Genomic DNA, 19,497 nt, shown 5'->3' with positions numbered 1-19,497 from the left:
AGAACGCCGCCGGGCGTCTCCAGCGCATTCTCCGTCAGGCAGAGCACGATTCACTCCAAGTATATATACAGGGAAAGCCAAGATCAGTGGCATGACGTTGAACGCAGACAGTACAATTGCAGAACTCCTGCGCGAAAAGCCCGAATCCGCTCAGGTACTCTTCCGGTTCGGCATGGGCTGCCTCGGATGCGCCATCGCAAACAACGAGACGGTCCGGGAAGCGGCACAGGCTCACGGCATCCCGCTCGACGAGATGCTCTCCGCGCTTGGAATCCCTGAAAAGTAAGTTTTTACAGCGTATCCCTGAAGCGCTTCACCTCGGCAAGTGACGCTTCAGGATTTCTTTTTACATACTCTGCCACTTCCGGGACGTGCAGGAGCGTGCAGCGCGTACACGCCCAGACCGGGCCGCCGTTCGAACTCTCCACCCAGTCTCCGAGATCTTCGTCGCCGCATGGGTAGTAGGGGCAGTAGCAGAAATCGCACCGCTGCCCGGCAAAATGGCACGGGTAGTACGGACACCCCTCTGCAATCCACTCCACCCAGCGCTCCCCGCCGTATCTGCTGAAGATGAAGAACGAAGGTTCTTTGCGGTGAACCACGCCCTCCTGGCGCTTCAGCGCCTCCTGAACGCCGAAGTGCACTGCAGCGTAGACACGCCGGCCGACCTCGGTCAGCGTCCCGGCAAACGTATGCTGCACGGGCTGACCCTCGCACGCGGCGATCACCGCATCGGTCGTCGTGCCGGTGAACGCGTACCCCATGTCCCGGAGCGCCTGCGCCTTCGCCTCCGTCACCGTGACGATCGTCTCGAGGAGCGCAGAATCGGCCATGCCCTCACGGGAGAAGACGATGACGTTGATCGTATGCGGCGGATCCGGATTCGGATTGGTCACACCGGCAGTGACAAAGACCGTGACAAAGTCGTACTGGAGAATGCAGAGATTTTGCATCGCAACCGCGGTCAGCAGTCCGAAATACTCGTTCGAGAACCCGCGCTGTACAGCGATCCCGTCCATGTAGCGGGAGAGCTCCTCATGATCGAAGTTCTGCGGCACAGTGTGATTGTAGATCGTCGTGATATCCGCAAGGCCGCCGCGGACACCGGTGCTCGCGGCTCTGAAGGTACCGCGGAGAAAAAGGGTGCCGTCCCGGAGAAAATATCTCATACTGCGGAGTAACGGACTCTGTCCTTCAGTTCCTGCTGCTTGCCCGCATTCCAGCCTGCAACGTCCTGCATATACCCGGTCACCCTGCTGATCTGCACCACGTCGTGGCTTCCGCACTCGGGGCAGACCGCCTGGCCGCAGAGCGGACAGTACTCGATCCGCTCAATGACGGTGTGGGGGCATGAGCAGTGATCGAGCGGGCACATGATCTCAAGGTGTGTCTCGCCGCAGTGCGGGCACGGTGTCTCAGCCACAACATAGTGGCAGGAATGGCACTTGTATCTCCGCTCTCCGACGGGAATATCATCAAGCCGCTGATATTTCTCGGCCAGTGCACGCTGCTCGGCATTCCAGTTCATACTATCACCTTGTCAGACTGCTTATTTAATCTTTCAGATGCGGCCGGGGCCTGCATCCGCCTCAGGCAACTCATAGGGTTCGTCGTCTCCCACCGCCGCTAACGGCAGGCGGGATCGGAACGGAATTCTCATCATCGGCGGATGCGGGCGAACTCGCGTGCCGCTACGGCAGGGTCGGGTGCCTCATAGATGCTGCGCCCTACGATGATGCCGTCGACGAGCCGCGCCACAATCTCGGGATCGCCTCCCTGTGCGCCGACACCGGGCGAATAGATAGCCTTCGAACCGACGATCTCGCGGAGGACGGATATCCGGTCGGGCCGGGTCGCAGGCGCGATGATGCCGTCGGCCCGGCAGTCGACCGCAAGGTTCGCGAGCCGTTCGGCGGTCCCGCCGTGGAAGAACTCAGTCGCTCCGGGGTGGCTCATCTCGACGACGACGTAGCATGCTCCCCCGGAGTCATGGGCTGCGGCGACACACGCCCGTGCCGCATCCGTCCCGGTGAACCCGTGAGCGATGACCGCATCAAACCCGGCCGCAAAGACCTGCTCGCAGATCAACCGGTTGGTGTTCGGAATATCCGCCACCTTGAAGTCTGCGATCAGCGGAAGGCCGAGGCCGCCAAGGTCGCGGGCGATCCCGAGACCGGCGGCGAGCACCAGCGGATACCCGATCTTGACGGCATCGATGCAGGGGCTTGCGGCCTCCGCAATCTCGACTGCGCGCTTCCGGTCGAGGACGTCCAGGGAAAGGATCAGTTCGGTCATGCTTCCAGCCTCTCGAGCACCGCAGCGACGAGCAGCGGAAGGTTGATGGTCGCATCGCCGTAGACCGTCGCCGCCGTCGCCTCGCCGGTGATCTTGCCCCAGGATCGGGCTTCGTCGAGCGTCGCCCCGGAGAGCCCGCCGAGGTCCGGCCTATCCCCGGTCAACTGGACGGCATACTCAAATCCCTTCTCGGTCATGAGCATGCTCTGCAGGATGTAGTTCTTCGGGACACCGCCGCCGACGAGCACCGCCCCGGCACGCTCCGCGGTAAAACAGCGATCGAGGAGTGCGGGCATATCGGCGAAGGCGTCCACGACCACGCGGTGCGTCTGGGAAAACAGCCAGTACTGCAGCCCGATCATCGAGTCCTGGACCGCCGGACAGTAGATCGGAACCTCCTTCTCCGCAGCGGCCGCGAGGATACCGGTGTCGAGGCGTTCGCCGATCATGCGCAGAAGACCGCTGATCGAGATCACGCTCCCCTCTGCAAGGTCTCCGTAGACCCCCTGGAGAAACTCCTCAAAGCGTACAAACGCCTCATTCGGCAGGAAGACGTCGTAGATCCGGTTGATATCCTCATCCCGCAGTTCGACGTCGGAGCAGGCGGCGGTACCGTGATAGTGGTGGCATCCGATCGCCTCGATGATGTCGTGGGTGAGGTTGGCGCCGGTCGAGACCAGGACATCGACATGCCCCCGCCGGATCAGGTCGGCGACGATGCCGCCCATCCCCGCCGGGACCATCGCACCCGCAAGCCCGAAGAACCGGGTGGCCTCCTCGTCCCGGAGCATTCGTTCGTAGATATTCGCCGCAGTCCAGAGCGAACCGGCATTATAGGCGCCGGCACGCCCGAGCTGCTCCAGGAGTTCGCCGACCGTCATCCCGGGGCGAACCGCTGCCTGCTTTACCGCATCCCCGCAGTGTACTGTCATGATGAGTCGCACCAGTTCACTGGAAGGTTGGCGTTCATATACAATAAACGATAACACCGCCTCCCGGAGAGCGGCGGGTATTTATTACAGGCGCGGAGATCTTTCTTCGGTGATGCCATGGTTGAACCTTCGCTCCCGACCACCATGCCCGCATGCGGCCGGAGAAGAGAGGTTCGACGGCGTCTGAACCGTTAAGGAGAATTTCCCCCTCACGAACCGGATCGCCTCGCTGCGGGCGCACGCCTGCCATATGACTACTGGTACGTGTTGATCACGCATGAAACCTATATGCATACAGACCGAACGAATGGATCTCGTACCGGCAACGGTCGAGCTCCTGACCTGTGATCGCTTTGACCGCCAGTCGCTGGGCATTACACTCAATGCCCGGATTCCGACATCCTGGCCGCCGGACGAGGTGACGCCTGAAGTTCTCGAGGAGTTTATCGAGCGACTCAGCGAAGCGATCCCCCGCGTCGAGACCTACTACTGGGTGGCGCGAGAGGGTGAGACAATACCGCGAAAGCTCGTCGGAAACGGCGGATACCTGGTGCATGACGACGGAACGCTCGAGATCGGCTACTCCGTCGCCCGGGAGCACCAGGGATGCGGGTATGCCACGGAGGCAGTCCGGGGGCTCGTCGCCCGGATGCTGCGCGAATACCCGGGCAGGCGGATCATCGCCCACACCTACCCCCATCGGGCGGCATCGATACGGGTTCTCGAGAAGAACGGGTTTTTGCTCGCCGGAGACGGGGCGGAAGAGGGGACGAAGGTCTACGAATGTGCACTCCGGAGCGGCCGCCAACCGTGAGGAACCCTATTCTTTTCGGGATACCACAGGAATAGAGCGGTCAGGGCATAAAAAAAAGGGTGTCAACAGGGGATGTTGGCACCCGGCACGGGGCGATCCCGTCTACACCGCACCGGGAATATCGAGTTTGGAACGAACCATCTCTTTTGCAGCGGGTGCAGAGGAGGCTGGCACCGGAAGAGCTTCCGGAGGGCATCCAGAAGCCTCCTCTGCACCCGTTCGGGCAGCACGCCCGGGAGATCGTCGATCCTGGGTTCCGATCCGTCTCGCGCCGGCGATAGAGCACCCCGACCGATCCGTCACATACACCCGTTCCGGGATCACCATACCTCATTAGCCAATTCAGATTAAAATATGAATAAGTTAAATAAGGTACCTTTTTCAGCTTAACGTCCCCGGCAGGCTCTCCCGGGCAGGGCCGACAGAGGAGGAACTCCATCACAGCACGGAGCAAAAAATCCAATCAGACCCGGGGAAGATCGGGAACGCCCCGCACCAGTGGTTTTGCAAGGTGGCGGCGTGCCGTCGGCGGCACTTCGTACCAGCCCGGCCGGATGGTGCGCTGCCGATCTACCGTCTCCGGCTCCGCCGCACGCGCACCGCACCGCCTGCACTTGTATCCCTTCTGCGATCCGGCACTGGTCATCCGTTTGCCGCAGGCCGTGCAGATCGGAGGGCGCAGATCGACCCTTTCGGCGAGGGTGCGGATGCAGATCTTCTCGAGGTTCAGGCTCCCGCCTTTGTAACTGCCGACGGCGACCACCGCATCCCCGGGGATCAGCCGCCGGATGACATCCCGAAACTGCTTGGTGGGTTCATAGGCCATGCATCGCAGCGTCTGTCCCGCATCCTCGAGAGCGACCGAGACGTGGCCGCCGACGCCCGTTGCAGGCACGGCGGCGACGCGGCCTGCGAGAATATACGAGCGGCCTTCCAGCAGGTTGCCGATTGCCCCCGGGATCAGGTGGGCGTCGGTCCCCTGGTTGGTGACGTAGACCTGCTCGCAGAGCGGCTCCTCGGAGGAGATGCAGCCCCGCGCCTTTCCGACCCATTCCGGGCTCTCGCCGCGGATGCCGAAGAGCACCGGGTCGGGGGTATGGGGCACGCAGACGACGACGTCGTTTTCCCGGTCGACCGAGTCCCAGGTATGCGGCCACGTCGCCTCTTCGGCGCGGAAGATGCTCACCGGATCGACCTCGCGGGCTGTCTCCCACCGCTCGGGCCGGCGGTAGGCGAGGAGCTCGCAGGTGCGGTCAGGGAGCTCGCTCGAGACCGCCGCCGCCGCTCCGATCAGCCCCCGGCCGTTCTTGTACCCCCGGTAGCGGGCACCGATCGCTTCAAGCATCTCCCGTGCATCATCGATCTCGCAGAAGTCCCGGAGCGCAGCATAATAAAAGTCGGGCGGCGGGGGTGTCTCGCAGACCACGACCCCGGGGTTGGTCTCTGCGCCTGCAAAGTCCGCCAGGTCCTCGACGCACCGGCATGCCTCGGCGAACGCACGGTCCGGGTCGCCCTCCGCCTCGATACAGACGGCCGCATTGCCCCGGGTTTTATAGACCACGTTCGGGTTCAGGCGGATCAGCCGTGCTTCCCCGACAGAGATCCCGGCGCTATGGAGACGCCGGATCAGGGCTGCCCCGAGGTATGTCGTGCACATCCCTGCAGGAGAATCCGTGTCATCGACCCCGATCCGCATAACCCTATATTTTATATTGTTCCCGCACTATATCGATTCTTGCGGGAATGTCACAGGATCGTCTACCCCAGATGGTCATCAGCGTCATGCTCCTTGCCGAGTACGACGTATCCGAGCGGTGCAATATCCGGCCACGGAGCTTCGACGTTATTGCCAAACGCGGCGACACGCTTCTCATCTTCAAAGTCGTCTCCCACATCGACAGTGTCAGTGCCGACATCGCCTGGGATCTCAACCAGATCGCACGCTACATCGGCGCAACGCCGCTTATCGTCGGAGAACGTGCCCGGGACGCAGAACTCGAGCGGGGAGTCGTCTACCTCCGGTACGGGCTCTTCGCACTCAGCCCCGAGACGCTCTACGATTACTTCGTCGAGGGGGTCTCCCCGATGGTCTATGCGTCACCCGGCGGACTCTACGTCAGGATCAAGGGCGACCTGATCCGCGAGATGCGGGAACGCTCGCAGATGTCCCTCGGCGACCTGGCATCGGTGCTCGGCGTCTCCCGGCGGACGATAAGCAAGTACGAGAGCGGCATGGGAACGACGCTCGACATTGCCATCAAGCTCGAAGAGCTCTTCAACGCCCCCCTCGTCGAATCCATCGACATCATTGAGTACCATACGCCTGCCGAGAGCGAGGCCGACCGGGTCAGGGCGGAGATCCTCGGCGACCTCGAACGAATGGGCATGGAGCTCCATGCCATGCGGCAGGCACCCTTCCAGGCGCTCGCGCTCTTCGAAGGGCACACCATTCTGGCCGCATACGGTTCGGCACAGAAGGTCGTCAAGCGCGCCTCGCTCATCGGAAATATCTCGCAGATCACACGGACGCATGCGATCTGCATCATCACCGACTATAAAAAACAGAAAAGGGTGGGGAGGACGCTCATTATCGGCGAAGAACACCTCCACTCTCTTGAAGAAGGATCCGATCTCATCGATATCCTTCAAGACTAGAAACGTTTATATAGAACCACAAACCTACATTTTTACCGCGTAAAACGGTGATAGCAATGTCAAGTCTAGGAGGACAACCAATTCTTATTCTGAAAGAGGGTAGCCAGCGTACCCGCGGTCGTGACGCACAGGGAGCAAACATTGCAGCGGCAAAGGCCGTCGCAAGCGCCGTACGGACGACGCTCGGCCCGAAGGGCATGGACAAGATGCTCGTCGACACCATCGGCGACGTCGTCATCACGAACGACGGTGTGACCATCCTCAAAGAGATGGACATCGAGCACCCTGCAGCAAAGATGATGGTCGAGATCGCCAAGACCCAGGACGATGAGGTCGGCGACGGAACCACCACGGCAGTCGTCGTCGCAGGCGAACTCCTGAAGCGTGCCGAGGATCTCCTCGAGCAGGACGTACACCCTACCGTCATCGCTCACGGCTACCGCATGGCCGCTGACAAGGCGCAGGAGATCCTCAAGGACATTGCGATCGATGTCAAGGCCACCGATATCGAGATGCTCAGAAAGATCGCAGACACCGCCATGACCGGCAAGGGCGCCGAGGCAGCCAAGGAGAAGCTGACCGACCTCGTCGTCAAGGCGATCACCATGGTTGCCGACGCAGACGGCACCGTCGACACGGAGTACGTCAAGGTCGAGAAGAAGGTCGGCGGCTCCATCGACGAGTCCGAGATCATCGAAGGCATGATCGTCGACAAGGAGCGTGTCCACCCCGCCATGCCCCGCAAGGTCGAGAACGCAAAGATCCTGCTCCTCAATGCAGCCGTCGAGTTCAAGAAGACTGAGGTCGACGCCGAGATCAGCATCACGAGCCCGGATCAGCTTCAGATGTTCCTCGATGAGGAAGAGCGGATGATCAAGGGCATCGTCGACAAGATCGTCGAAAGCGACGCGAATGTCCTCTTCTGCCAGAAGGGTATCGACGACATCGCCCAGCACTACCTCGCAAAGGCAGGCATCTTCGCAATCCGCCGCGTCAAGAAGAGCGACATGGAGAAACTCGCCCGTGCGACCGGCGCATCCGTCGTCAGCAGCATCGACGCCATCGCATCCGAGGAGCTCGGAAAGGCAGGCCTTGTCGAGGAGAAGAAGGTCTCCGGCGAAGAGATGGTCTTCGTCACCGAGTGCGAGAACCCGAAAGCGGTCTCGATCATCATCCGCGGCGGCACCGAGCACGTCGTCGACGAGCTCGACCGTGCCATCGAGGACGCACTCCGCGTGGTCAGCGTTGCGGTCGAGGACAAGAAGTTCGTCGCCGGCGGCGGCGCACCCGAGATCGAACTCTCGCTCCGGCTCCGCGACTACGCAGCAAGCGTCGGCGGCCGTGCCCAGCTCGCCATCGAGTCATTTGCAAACGCGCTCGAGATCATCCCGCGCACGCTCGCAGAGAACGCCGGTCTCGACCCCATCGACATGCTCGTCGAGCTCCGTGCATCCCACGAGAAGGGCGGCAAGAACGCGAAGTACATGGGCCTCGACGTCTTCAACGCCAAGTCCAACGACATGCTCAAGGCAGGCGTCGTTGAACCCCTCCGCGTGAAGACCCAGGCCGTGACCAGCGCTGCCGAAGCAGCCATCATGATCCTCCGGATCGACGACGTCATCGCCGCATCCAAGTCCGGCGGACCCAGCCCCGAAGAGATGGCCGCAATGGGCGGCGGCATGGGCGGCATGGGCGGCATGGGCGGTATGCCCGGCATGATGTAAACCCCACCAACCCTCTACACCAACTGCGAGGAGCCTTCGAGAGGCTCTCTCCCCTTATTTTTCCGAACGATTCCCGCATCGAAACCTGCAGTGCAGGACCATCGTCACTTCCGGGAGCACCAGGCACGCATCCCCAGGTCATAATTCCGGAGCGTTCACAGCCCGAAAATGGTGATCTCAATAGGCAAACCGCACAGCCTAAATAAACAGGAATATATACAACAATACGAGGAAGACGGCGATCCGTCTGCCGGGCGGAGCCAGAGAGAAAAGATCGGCGAGATGGCGATGAAGGAACACATGACCCCTGCGGCACGGCAACTCTCCTTCACCCGGTACCTGATCATCGCCATGCTCCTGATACTGATCCCGATCATCGTGTTCATCTCCTTCATTGACTACACCGACGTCGAGCAGACGCAGGTGGAAAACAGCCAGATACTCCGGAAACAGACCGAAAGGAGCATAGTCCTCTCAATCTCGCTCGTCGATGCAGGTCTGAAAGCATTCGACGACAGCCTGACCGAGGAGATGCGGGAGGGATTCGTGCCGTTCCTCGCCGAGTACGAGCGGGCAGGAAGCGATCCGGCAGAGATGGACCTTGCAGCCGTCAAAGCAGAACTCGGCGGCATCATGGACCTCTACGTCATCAACGAGTCCGGCGTTATTGAGTATACCACATGCGAACCCGACCGCGGACTCGACTTCAGCACCATCCCCTACTTCTACGAGTACATCACCGATCTCCGACAGAACGGCAGCTTCGCAGCGGACCGGATCGTCAACGAGATGTCGACCGGAGAGCTGCGGAAATACGCCTACATGCCCACACCCGACCGGCGTTACCTCCTCGAACTCGGCCTTGCGGAGTCGGAGTTTCAGCAGTACCGCTCGATCCTGAAATACAGCGATACCGTTGCAGCGCTGATCGCGCTCAACCCGAACGTCGAGAACCTCCGGATCTTCAACTGGCGCGGAAAGCAGGTCACCAACGTGACGGTGCCGGGCGAAGAACACCGCCACGCCATGGTTCTGCAGGCGTACGAGCAGAAGCAGGATCTCGAGACCGTCAACGAGACGACGGGGGACGTGATCCGGTTCATCTTCGTCGACCTGACAAGCCCCGAGTACGCCTCGGACCTGAGCCTGATCGTCGAGATGGCCTACAGCACCCGGTTCGCAGCAGCACAGCTCAACCGCCTGCTGCTCACGCATACCTTCATCGCCGTGATCGCAGTCCTCTTCGCCGTCGGGCTGACGGCGATCGCAGCCCACCGGGTTACACAGCCTATCCGCAGGATCGCGGACGACGTCGATACGATCGCCGGCGGAGACCTCGACCACGCCGTCGGCGCAACCGGCGGCGCCGAATTTGTCAGGCTCGAGCGGAGCATCAATACGATGGTCGCCGCCCTGAAGACGCATATCGATCGTCTCACGGCAGCGGAGCAGCGGGAACGCGAGCATAGCGAGCGCCTCGAGGAACAGGTCCTGGAACGGACGGCGGACCTGCAGAAGAGCAACGAGAAGGTCAACCTCTATCTCGATATCATGACCCACGATATCGGCAACGCCAACAATGTCGCAGGCCTCTACGCCGATCATCTCCTCTCCGAGGTCGCCGGGGAACCGGAGGAGGCATACGTGCAGAACATCCGGAAAGGGCTGCAGAAGAGCTCCCAGATACTCAAAAACGTCAACACAATACGGCAAATCCGGGAGAGCCGCCTCCCCCTGACGAGTCTCGCTCTCGACCCCGTTATCCGGAGCGAGATCGGCCACTATTCCTGTGCCGCCATCCGGTATGCCGGAACCGATGCCTGCGTCCTCGCCGACGATCTCATCAGTGTGATATTCACCAACCTCCTCGGAAACGCCGTCAAATTCGGTGGTGACGGCGTCCGGATCACCATCCGCGTCGAAGACCAGGGCGATACGGTCACGGTCACGGTCGAAGACACCGGCCCCGGGATTCCGGACGGCATGAAAGAGACGCTCTTTGACCGGCTCAGCCGGGGGGAGACCAAAGCGAGCGGCAGCGGCCTTGGCCTCTACATCTGCAAAATGCTCGTCGAGCGCTACGGCGGCAGGATATGGGCGGGCGACCGGGTGCCGGGCCGCCCGGAGGAAGGGGCAGCGTTCCGGTTCACTCTCAGACGGGGAGGTCCCGCGGCATGACGCCGGATGAACCGGAACGGCGGGAGGGGCTCTCCTTCACCTGGTACCTGCTGGCTGCGATCATCCTGGTCGCCGTCCCGACCATCGGATTCATCGCGGCGATGGACAACTGGGAGGTCGAAAACGAGCTCGTGACGGAGCACCTCCTCCTGCAGGAGCAGACCGAGAAGAGCATCGGTCAGGCGATGCACCTGATCGATACCGGGCGCAAACTCTTTGCCACCTCTCTCGACCGCAGGATGCGGCAGGCTTTCGGGCCGTTCCTGGAGGAGTACGAGCGTTCCGGCAGAGACCCGGCAAGAATGGATCTTGCAGCCGTCCGGGAGCGGATCGGCGGCGATATGGATCTCTACATCATCAACGAGAGTGGAATCATCGAGTACACGACCGACGAGCAGGATCTCGGTCTCGACTTCAGGATATACCCCGAGTACTACGCGTCCCTTACGGCGCTGCGCCTCGGCGACGCCTTCTCGGCGGAGCGGATGGTGAAAGAGCCCGGCAGCGGGCAGGTTATGAAGTATGCCTATATGCCGACGCCGGACCACCGCTACCTCTTCGAGCTCGGCACGACGCTCCCGGACGACTCTCCCTACTCCGGCGATCTCACCTATACCTCCGTCATCAGCAGAGCGCTCGACCTGAATCCCGACCTGCTCGGCATCAGGGTCTATTGCGAATTCGGGCAGCAGGCCGCAGTAGAGCGCGACGGGGCAGCGATCCACCAACCGCCGGCGTGGCCGATCGTGGCGGCCGTGCTCCGGGACGGCACCGACGTCGAGGTCGTTGACCCGGAGAACGGCACGCTCACCCGCTATATCCACATCAACTGCAGCGATCAGGATTACGCCATTACCGTGGACAGTGTCGTCGAGCTGACCTACACAACCCTGCCCCTTATGGAGACGTTATACTGGACCCGGATGCATCACCTCCTCCTCGCTCTTGCTGCCATCATCCTGACCGCAGCGATTGCCTTCCCCGTCGCACAGCGCATCACCCGCCCGGTGCGCCGGATCGCCAACGACGTCGATACCATCGCCCGCGGCGACCTCGACCACGCCGTCGGCGCAACCGGCGGCGCCGAGTTCGCCAGGCTCGAGCGGAGCATCACGGCGATGGTCGCAAGCCTGAAGGACAATATCAGGCGGCTCGAGGCATCGGAGAAGCAGATACAGCAGTACAGCGAAGACCTCGAAGAGAAAGTCAGGGAGCGGACGGCCGAGCTCGAGTCCTCCAACCAGGAGGCGAACCTGTACCTCGACATCCTCATCCACGACATCAACAACGCCAACGCCGTCACTGTCGGCTACGCCGCGCTCCTCGCCGAGATCCTCGAGGGAGAGCGGCGCGAACATGCGGAAAAGGCTCTCCGGCGCCTCCAGATGAGCCGGGAGATCATCGACCGCGTCGCAACCATCAGAAAAGTGCAGGACGAGGCTGCACCGCTGCGAGCGGTCGATCTCGACAGCACCATCACAATGCAGATCGCGGGCCACCCAACGGCAGCCATACGCTACGAACCCCGCCCGGTCACGGTTCTCGCCGACGAACTGCTGCCGGAGATCTTCACGAACCTCATCGGCAACGCCGTCAGACACGGCGGCTCCGACACCCGGATCACCATCACCGTACAGGAGGAAGGGAACGAGATCGTCGTGACGGTCGCGGATACCGGCCCGGGTGTTCCGGACAGGCAGAAAGAGAGTCTCGTCACCGGGTCGCGGGCAGGAGAGGAGAGCCCTGCCAGGAAAGGCCTTGGCCTCTACATCTGCCGGATGCTCGTCGAGCGCTACGGCGGCAGGATCTGGATCGACGACCGGGTGCCCGGTCACCCGGAGAAAGGGGCAGCGTTCCGGTTCACCCTGCAGAAGGCACCAGAATCCGACATTTCATCACCGGAGCGCGGTATCTGAGCAGAGGGAGATGGGAGGAAGTCTTAAGCACGGAGAATGCGATACGGGTGACCGATCTCCGGAGGCATCCCGACCACAGGCGGGTCTCCTGCCGGAGTGATATCCGCCGCACCGATCCCGGACAGCGCCCGTAGCCTCTGCGCCCGCATATACCCGGCTCATGAAGAGAACCAACAATGGTGACACGAAAGACCGGCCGTTCACCCATATATTTATCCTGGCCATTCTCCTCATCGTCATCCCCACCATAGGACTCATCTCGGTCCACGATTACGTCGAAGAGCAGAATCGGATGACATCGGATCTGAGTACGCTGCAGAATGTTACGGAGCGGAGCATCCGCACCTCGGTCGAGAACACCGATGCAGGCCTGAAACTCTTCGACGACGCTCTCAACGCCAGGCTGGAGACCGGGTTCGATCTCTTTCTCCGGGAGTACAACCGAACCGGCGGAGATCCGTCAGCGATGGATCTGGCAGGGATCAAAGAGCGGATGGGCGGGATGATCGACCTCTACGTCATCAACGAGGAGGGCGTGATCGAGTACACCACCTACCCGCCCGACCAGGGACGCGACTTTCGGGACAACCCTGAATTTTACGCCGAGATCACCGAGCTGCGCCAGGGGGACTCCTTCGCCGCCGACCGCGTCGTCTACGAGCAGGCGACCGGGCAGATCCGGAAGTTCGCCTACATGCCGACGCCGGACCATCGTTACCTCCTTGAGCTCGGGTTCGTCCCGGAGGCGTTTGCCGACGAGCGCAACCGGGTGCGATCTATGGAGAATATGCAGAACCTGGTCGCGCTCAATCCGTACCTCGAATCGATCCAGGCATATGACGTCTTCGGCAATCCCGTAGACGAGACGAACACAACGATCAACCCGGATGCGCAGCGGCTGGTGACGGAGGTGATCGTGCCCGCCCGTTCGGACTACGAGGTGCAGGGCGACGGAAAACTGACCCGCTACCTCTTCATCGACCTGAAAGATCCCGCGTATCCCTCCGACACGAGCCTCATCATCGAACTGACCTACAATACGGCGCTCATTCAGGACGAGCTCGATCAGATGCTCTTCTACCGGTCGGCCATCGCGCTCCTGGCGATCAGCCTCTGCAGCATCGCCATACTGGCGGTGACCCGCCGGCTCACCCGGCCGATCGCGGAGATCGTCGACGATATCGAGGTGATCGCAGACGGCGACCTCGATCACACCGTCCGGGTCGCGGCGGCGCGGGAAGTCCGGGTGCTTGAGCAGAGCATCAACCGGATGGTGGGAACACTGAAGTCCACCATCAGCCGGCTGAAAGAGTCGGAAGAAACGATCCGGGAGTACAGCGAGGGGCTCGAAGAGCAGGTCCGGGAGCGGACGGTCCGGCTGCAGGAGTCGACGGAGAAGGCAAACCTGTACCTGGACATTATGGCGCACGACGTCAACAACACGACGAACACGGCCATCCTCTACGCCGATCTGCTGCTGGAGGAACTCGACGGCGAGCCGCGGGAGTACACCGAGAAACTGCACAGAGCGCTCCAGAAGAACGCCCAGATCATCAGAAACGTCAACACCATCAGGCAGATCCACGAGGGGAAGACCGTCCTTGCCCCCGTTGCGCTCGACCCGGTCATCCGGGCAGAGATCGAGCATTACCCCGATACCCGGATCCGGTATGCAGGCACCGGTGCCCACGTCCTTGCCGACGACCTGCTCTCCGAGATCTTCACAAACCTCATCGGCAACGCCGCAAAATTCGGCGGCCCGGAGGTCGAGGTCGCCATCGCCGCCCGGGAACACGGCGGCGAGGTCGTCGTATCGGTCGAGGATACCGGCCCCGGCATCCCGGATGCGGTGAAGACAGAACTCTTCAGCCGGTTTACCAGAGGGGGAGGAGAGAAGAGCGGTCGGGGTCTCGGCCTCTACATCTGCCGGATGCTCGTCGAGCGGTATGGCGGCAGGATATGGGTGGAGGACAGGGTTCCCGGAGAACCGGAGCGGGGTACTGCAATCAGGTTCACGCTGCAGAAGGCGGATACAGGATAGGGTTATTCACCGTCGACGATCGCCTGCACGCGCCCGACCCGGCCGTCCTGCAGGCGCACCTTGATCCCGTGGGGGTGCTGCGCCGAGTTCGTGAGGATCTCCTTTACGACGCCGCGGGTGCGCCTGCCAGTCCGCTGATCCGCCTTCTGGACGATCTCGACCGTCATGCCCGGCCGGATCGAACTACGCTGCGTTCCCTTCATCGCTCTCGACGGATTCTTCCGACTCTTCCGCGCCGCTCTCCTGCTGCTGCACCTTCATCTGCGGGAAGAGCAGCACCTCCTTGATAGAGCTCTTGTCGGTCAGGAGCATCACTAGGCGGTCGATGCCGATACCGACGCCCCCGGTCGGCGGCATCCCATAACCGAGCGCGTTGATGAAGTCGTAGTCGATCATCTGCGCCTCGAGATCTCCCCGCCGCCGCTTTGCGTCCTGGAGTTCAAGCCGTGCCTTCTGGTCGACCGGGTCGTTCAGCTCCGAAAAGCCGTTGGCCATCTCCATCCCGTAGATGAAGAGCTCGAACCGCTCGGTGAGCCCCTCGTGCTCGCGGTGCTTCTTTGCGAGCGGCGAATTTTCGATCGGGAAGTCGTAGACGAACGTCGGCTGGATGAGCTGCTTCTCGGCAAAGTGCTCGAAGAAGAGGACGAGGAACTCGCCCCGGGTCGCGGCCGACTCGTACTCCTCGACGCCGTGCTCCCGGGCGAATGCTGCAAGTTCTTCGACCGTCCGGTCGAAGACGGATATCCCTGCATACTCACGCACCGCCTCGTCCATGCTCATCCGCCGCCACGGCCGCTCGAAGTGGAGAGGCGTCCCCTCATACTCGATCGTGGACGAGCCCTGGACCTCGCGGGCGAGCGAGGCGATGATCTCCTCGGTGAGATCCATCATATCGTAGTAGTCCCGGTATGCCTCGTAGATCTCGACCATCGTGAACTCGGGGTTGTGGTTGGTGTCGATGTCCTCGTTCCGGAAGTTCTTGGCGATCTCGAAGACCTTGTCGAACCCGCCGACGACGAGCCGCTTGAGGTAGAGCTCGGGAGCGATCCGGAGATACAGCTTCTGCTCGAGGAAGTTATGGTAGGTCGTGAACGGCCGTGCGTTCGCCCCGCCGTAGATCGGCTGGAGCGTCGGCGTCTCGAACTCCAGAAACTCGCGGTCGAGGAGGAACGTGCGCAGGTGGGAGATGATCCTGCTGCGTGTTCGAAACGTCTCGCGGCTCTCCTCGTTCATGATGAGGTCGAGGTAGCGCTGCCGGTAGCGCGTCTCGACGTTCTTCAGCCCGTGGAACTTCTCGGGCAGAGCGCAGACCGATTTCGTCAGGAGGGAAAAGTCGTCCACCCAGATGGTGAGCTCGCCCATCTTCGTCCGGAAGACGTGGCCGGTCACCCCGATGATGTCGCCGTTGTCGATGTAATCTTTGAAGAGATCGAACTTCTCGTCTCCGAGATCGTTCTTCCGGATATAGAGCTGGATCCTCCCGTCCGCATCGCCCATGTCCGCAAAGATGGTCTTGCCGTGGCGGCGTATAAGGTAGAGCCTCCCGGCGGTGGAGACCTGCTCGTCGCTCTTTTCGTGACCTGCGTCGCTGAACCGGTCTTTGATCGCAGTGATCGCATCGTTCCTCGCAAAGGAGTACGGATAGACCGTCATGCCGCGTTCCCGCAGATCGTTTATTTTATCGATCTTTGATCTCTCAAAACAGAGATTCTCATTCTCGTCCATAATTGTCAACAGCTCCCGTTCCGTCCTGCAGCGGGCTTTCTGCAGGGCTCCCTGCCTCCAGGGGCACGATGCGGATCGCTCGGGATGAGCGATCGATACCATATATATTCACGCTCATTGCTATTTATACCTTCAGACCCATTTACGGCGCAATTCTCGCCAAAAACGGGAAAACCAGTTCAAACGGCCATTTCAAATCCGGCACGCCCGCAGAAACGAGACGACTTTCCGGCGATCCTTTATCCCGGGCGCTGCCTCGAGCCCCGAGCAGACGTCGACGGCGTACGGCCGCACCTCACGGATCGCCTCCCCGACGTTCTCCGGTGTCAGCCCTCCGGCGAGATACACCGGCACCGGCGAATCACGGACGATCCGCCGGGCGTATTCGCCGTCGTATCGCCGCCCGGTGCCCCGGCTCGCATCCACGATCACCGCATCGCAGTCGGCCCGTGGCGGGTCGCCTGGCTCCAGCACCCGGATGACGCGGACAGCCCGCTCATCCGGAAACGAAAAGTCGTGGGATATCTGGACCGCGGTGGGCTGCAGGGCGAGTATTGCCGTAAGTTCGTCACGCGACGACGTATGCGTGACGCAGACCGTCGCCGCCCGCGACCCGACGGCTGCAATGATCTCCGCCGCCCGTTCGAGCGGGATCTCCCGGAGCGATTCGGAGCAGACGACCATCCCGACGGCGTCCGCCCCTGAATTGACGGCGAATGTCGCATCCCCGGGAGTCGTCATGCCACAGATCTTGACAAACATACTCACCACCTATGCACGCGCATCCGTGATGAGGCGATCGATCCCGGGAACGCCGGCACAAGAAACACAACACTTAACATAGTTCCCCGAATGAATGAAACTGAGGAACTCTATGGACGAGGCACCCGGAAGAGGAGAGCAGATGGAAGCACTCTCTGCGGTGATCCGGGAATGCAGGAAGTGCCCGCTCTGGAAGGAGGCGCATCACGCCGTTCCGGGAGAGGGGAGCGTCACCGCCGGGCTGATGTTCATCGGCGAGGCCCCCGGCAGACAGGAAGACCTCACCGGCAGACCATTCGTCGGGCGTGCAGGGGCTCTCCTCGAAACGCTCCTCGCCGGGATCGGGCTTGCGCGTTCTGACGTCTTCATCGCAAACATCGTCAAACACCGCCCGCCCGGCAACCGGGATCCGCGGGAGGACGAGATCGCGGCCTGCACACCCTACCTCGACCACCAGATCCGGATCGTCCGGCCTGAGATCATCGTCACGCTCGGGAGGCACTCGACGCGGCACCTGCTCTCCCGGATCCCGGTCGCGTTCGACCGGATCACCGATATCAGGGGAAACGTCTACGAGGCAACCATCGCCGATCATCCGGTCCGCATCATCCCCACGCTCCACCCGGCAGCCGCCCTGTACAACCCCGCATACCGGACAGGGCTCGAAGAGGACTTTGCAGCGATCCGGGCGGAGCTTGCCGTGGCCGGGGGGTGACCGGAGGTGCCGAGAGAGAAGTCCTGTGGTGCCGTCGTCTTCCGGAGAAACCGGGAGACCGAGTATCTGCTCCTGCAGTACGAGGCCGGCCACTGGGACCTCGTCAAGGGCCACGGCAGGCGCAGCGAGAAAGAGGTCGAGACGGTACTGCGGGAACTTGAAGAGGAGACCGGTATCACCGACGCACGGTTCGTTCCGGAGTTTCGCGAAGGGGTGCACTACTTCTTCAGGCGCCGCGGGCACACGGTCTACAAGGAGGTTATCTACTACCTGATAGAGACACGGCAGCACGATGTCGTGCTCTCCGACGAACATATCGACTACCGGTGGCTGCCGTACCGGCAGGCGATCCGGGCAATCACCTTTAGAAATTCGCAGGAGGTTGTACGAAAGGCGCAGGAACGCCTGCAACAGGAGATCCCGTCCGAAAGGTAACCGCGAGACTACTCCTGCCCGTGGTTCGCCGCGGCGGAAATTTCATCCGGTTCCGTTCCCTCTCCCGACCGGACGGCCTGCAGGAACTCCTTGAGTAGCGGGATCTCTGTCCGCAGAACCTCGACCCCGGCCTCCGCGAAGAGATACGCCGGCCCCTTCCCGGCCATACGCTCCCGGGTGACGACGACGTCGGGTTTCTCCGTAAGGAGCCGCCGCGCCGTCTGCATACCCTTTCCCTTCTCAACCTCCGTGTAGGGGTTGGTGATGAGCCGCATCTCGTCCACCTTCCCGGCAGAGCGGTCGAAGTCGATGATGGCGAACAGCGGGGCTTCGCCGAAGTGCGGGCTGATCGTCCCCTCTTCATCGCCGAGGGCCACGGCATACCGCGTATGCGTCACCGATGCCGGTTCGAGGTGCAGGACGACCCGGTCGACACGGGGTATGGTATCCCGGATCGTCTCCTTGATCCGCTCGCTGATCCGGTGCGCCTGCTCGAGATCGTCGATCCTGAAGGCGACATCCGCCTCGACAAAGACGTATCTGCCCGAGTTGCGGCCGGTGATGCGCCGCACGTCGGCGACGGCCGGTTCGGCGAGGATGAACCCCCGGATCTCCTCAAGCGTCTTCTGATCGACCGATGCGTCGAGGAGCACTCGCATTCCGTCGACGAGGATTCCCCACCCGGCCCGCAGGATGAAGACGGCGACGATGACGGCGGCAATCCGGTCGAGCGGAAGACCGAAGGCGCTCCCCACAAGGCCGAGAAAGACGATCGCCGACGAGAGAACGTCAGCGGTGAACTGGTTGCCGTCGGCGACGAGGCCCGGGGAGTTGTAGCGGCGGCCGACGTGCATCTCGTAGCGGCCGAAGAGGAACGGGACCGGGATCAGGAGCGCCACCACGACGAGGACCGGCAGGTCGTAGGATACCGCAGCCGTATCCTCAAAGAGCGCCTGCTGCACGATCTCGTAGGCGGTCAGGAAGAGGAGCAGCGCGATGACCACCGAGACGACGTTCTCGATCTTATAGAGGCCGTACGGGAACTTTGGGCTCTTTCGCGTCGATATGACAAGGCCGAGGATCAGGGCGATCGACGCGAAGACGTCGACGAGCGAATGAACCGCGTCGGCCCGCAGCGCCAGGCTTCCCGTGGCCACCGAGAGCAGATACTTGATGGAAACCAGCGAGATGTTGAGCGCCAGCGAGTAGACGGCCACCCGGCGGACGGGTGAACTGAGGAGCCCGTTCTCTTCCATTTCGCGGTTCATACAATCACCATTCGCGTCCCGGCACAGTAATCGGGAT

18 protein-coding genes are annotated in these 19,497 nt (G+C 61.9%); 9 read left to right on the top strand and 9 right to left on the bottom strand.

From position 1 onward, the window contains the following. Positions 1 to 91: 91 nt before the first annotated feature. Positions 92 to 286 (top strand): DUF1858 domain-containing protein, encoded by a 195-nt coding sequence (locus tag FGU65_RS13955; protein WP_301665110.1) that lies wholly within the window; start codon positions 92 to 94, stop codon positions 284 to 286. 4 nt (positions 287 to 290) lie between these two features. On the opposite strand, the gene FGU65_RS13950 is transcribed toward FGU65_RS13955, so the two are convergent. The 4 genes from FGU65_RS13950 to FGU65_RS13935 form a co-directional block, all read right to left on the bottom strand. Continuing rightward, the gene (locus tag FGU65_RS13950) at positions 291 to 1,169 is read right to left on the bottom strand and encodes an adenosylcobinamide amidohydrolase (protein WP_301665109.1); all 879 of its coding nucleotides are present in this window, start codon (positions 1,167 to 1,169) and stop codon (positions 291 to 293) included. Then, positions 1,166 to 1,528 (bottom strand): anaerobic ribonucleoside-triphosphate reductase, encoded by a 363-nt coding sequence (gene nrdD, locus FGU65_RS13945; protein WP_301665108.1) that lies wholly within the window; start codon positions 1,526 to 1,528, stop codon positions 1,166 to 1,168. Before nrdD ends, FGU65_RS13950 begins: the two co-directional genes overlap by 4 nt. 131 nt (positions 1,529 to 1,659) lie before the next feature. Beyond that, positions 1,660 to 2,295: an orotidine-5'-phosphate decarboxylase gene (pyrF, locus tag FGU65_RS13940; RefSeq protein ID WP_301665107.1), complete on the bottom strand. Its 636-nt coding sequence runs from the start codon at positions 2,293 to 2,295 to the stop codon at positions 1,660 to 1,662. After that, entirely contained in the window at positions 2,292 to 3,227 is a 936-nt protein-coding gene (locus FGU65_RS13935; protein ID WP_301665106.1) for a deoxyhypusine synthase, read from the bottom strand. Before FGU65_RS13935 ends, pyrF begins: the two co-directional genes overlap by 4 nt. Before the next feature lie 307 nt (positions 3,228 to 3,534). Between FGU65_RS13935 and FGU65_RS13930 the strand changes: the two genes are divergently transcribed. Next, a complete protein-coding gene (locus tag FGU65_RS13930; RefSeq protein ID WP_301665105.1) occupies positions 3,535 to 4,041 on the top strand; it encodes a GNAT family N-acetyltransferase in 507 nt (168 codons plus the stop codon). 463 nt (positions 4,042 to 4,504) lie between these two features. Here the strand turns inward: FGU65_RS13930 and FGU65_RS13925 are convergent, their stop codons facing one another. After that, the gene (locus FGU65_RS13925; RefSeq protein WP_301665104.1) at positions 4,505 to 5,737 is read right to left on the bottom strand and encodes a tRNA(Ile)(2)-agmatinylcytidine synthase; all 1,233 of its coding nucleotides are present in this window, start codon (positions 5,735 to 5,737) and stop codon (positions 4,505 to 4,507) included. 47 nt (positions 5,738 to 5,784) lie between these two features. Here FGU65_RS13925 and FGU65_RS13920 point away from each other — a divergent pair, with 47 nt between their 5' ends. The 5 genes from FGU65_RS13920 (at position 5,785) to FGU65_RS13900 (ending at position 14,555) form a co-directional block, all read left to right on the top strand. Next, complete coding sequence (locus tag FGU65_RS13920) at positions 5,785 to 6,696, top strand: transcriptional regulator (RefSeq protein WP_301665103.1); 912 nt, start codon at positions 5,785 to 5,787, stop codon at positions 6,694 to 6,696. Positions 6,697 to 6,752: 56 nt separating this feature from the next. Beyond that, entirely contained in the window at positions 6,753 to 8,420 is a 1,668-nt protein-coding gene (gene thsA / locus FGU65_RS13915; RefSeq protein WP_301665102.1) for a thermosome subunit alpha, read from the top strand. Between the two features lie 288 nt (positions 8,421 to 8,708). Continuing rightward, on the top strand, positions 8,709 to 10,598 hold the full coding sequence (locus FGU65_RS13910; protein ID WP_301665101.1) for a sensor histidine kinase: 1,890 nt from the start codon (positions 8,709 to 8,711) through the stop codon (positions 10,596 to 10,598). Further along, positions 10,595 to 12,514: a sensor histidine kinase gene (locus tag FGU65_RS13905; RefSeq protein ID WP_301665100.1), complete on the top strand. Its 1,920-nt coding sequence runs from the start codon at positions 10,595 to 10,597 to the stop codon at positions 12,512 to 12,514. The genes FGU65_RS13910 and FGU65_RS13905 overlap by 4 nt, the downstream gene beginning before the upstream one ends. Before the next feature lie 160 nt (positions 12,515 to 12,674). After that, a complete protein-coding gene (locus tag FGU65_RS13900) occupies positions 12,675 to 14,555 on the top strand; it encodes a sensor histidine kinase (protein ID WP_301665099.1) in 1,881 nt (626 codons plus the stop codon). A gap of 2 nt (positions 14,556 to 14,557) precedes the next feature. Here the strand turns inward: FGU65_RS13900 and FGU65_RS13895 are convergent, their stop codons facing one another. From FGU65_RS13895 to FGU65_RS13885, 3 genes are all read right to left on the bottom strand, one after another. Next, positions 14,558 to 14,758 carry a YwbE family protein gene (locus FGU65_RS13895; protein WP_301665098.1) on the bottom strand — a complete coding sequence of 67 codons (201 nt, stop codon included), beginning with the start codon at positions 14,756 to 14,758 and terminating at the stop codon, positions 14,558 to 14,560. Then, a complete protein-coding gene (gene lysS, locus FGU65_RS13890) occupies positions 14,739 to 16,280 on the bottom strand; it encodes a lysine--tRNA ligase (protein ID WP_301665146.1) in 1,542 nt (513 codons plus the stop codon). Before lysS ends, FGU65_RS13895 begins: the two co-directional genes overlap by 20 nt. Before the next feature lie 192 nt (positions 16,281 to 16,472). After that, positions 16,473 to 17,042 (bottom strand): phosphoribosylanthranilate isomerase, encoded by a 570-nt coding sequence (locus FGU65_RS13885; RefSeq protein ID WP_301665097.1) that lies wholly within the window; start codon positions 17,040 to 17,042, stop codon positions 16,473 to 16,475. 112 nt (positions 17,043 to 17,154) lie between these two features. Here FGU65_RS13885 and udg point away from each other — a divergent pair, with 112 nt between their 5' ends. Together udg and FGU65_RS13875 are read left to right on the top strand one after the other, a co-directional pair. Beyond that, a complete protein-coding gene (gene udg / locus FGU65_RS13880; protein WP_301665096.1) occupies positions 17,155 to 17,757 on the top strand; it encodes a type-4 uracil-DNA glycosylase in 603 nt (200 codons plus the stop codon). A 6-nt stretch (positions 17,758 to 17,763) separates the two neighbouring features. Next, a complete protein-coding gene (locus FGU65_RS13875) occupies positions 17,764 to 18,192 on the top strand; it encodes a bis(5'-nucleosyl)-tetraphosphatase (RefSeq protein WP_301665095.1) in 429 nt (142 codons plus the stop codon). 8 nt (positions 18,193 to 18,200) lie between these two features. Here the strand turns inward: FGU65_RS13875 and FGU65_RS13870 are convergent, their stop codons facing one another. Continuing rightward, on the bottom strand, positions 18,201 to 19,460 hold the full coding sequence (locus tag FGU65_RS13870) for a cation diffusion facilitator family transporter (protein ID WP_301665094.1): 1,260 nt from the start codon (positions 19,458 to 19,460) through the stop codon (positions 18,201 to 18,203). Positions 19,461 to 19,497 lie beyond the last annotated feature (37 nt).

It is taken from the genome of Methanoculleus frigidifontis, assembly GCF_030464345.1.
GTDB lineage: Archaea > Halobacteriota > Methanomicrobia > Methanomicrobiales > Methanoculleaceae > Methanoculleus_A > Methanoculleus_A frigidifontis.
The sequence above is the reverse complement of the archived record's forward strand: the minus strand, read 5'-3'. Positions and strand labels throughout refer to the sequence as shown.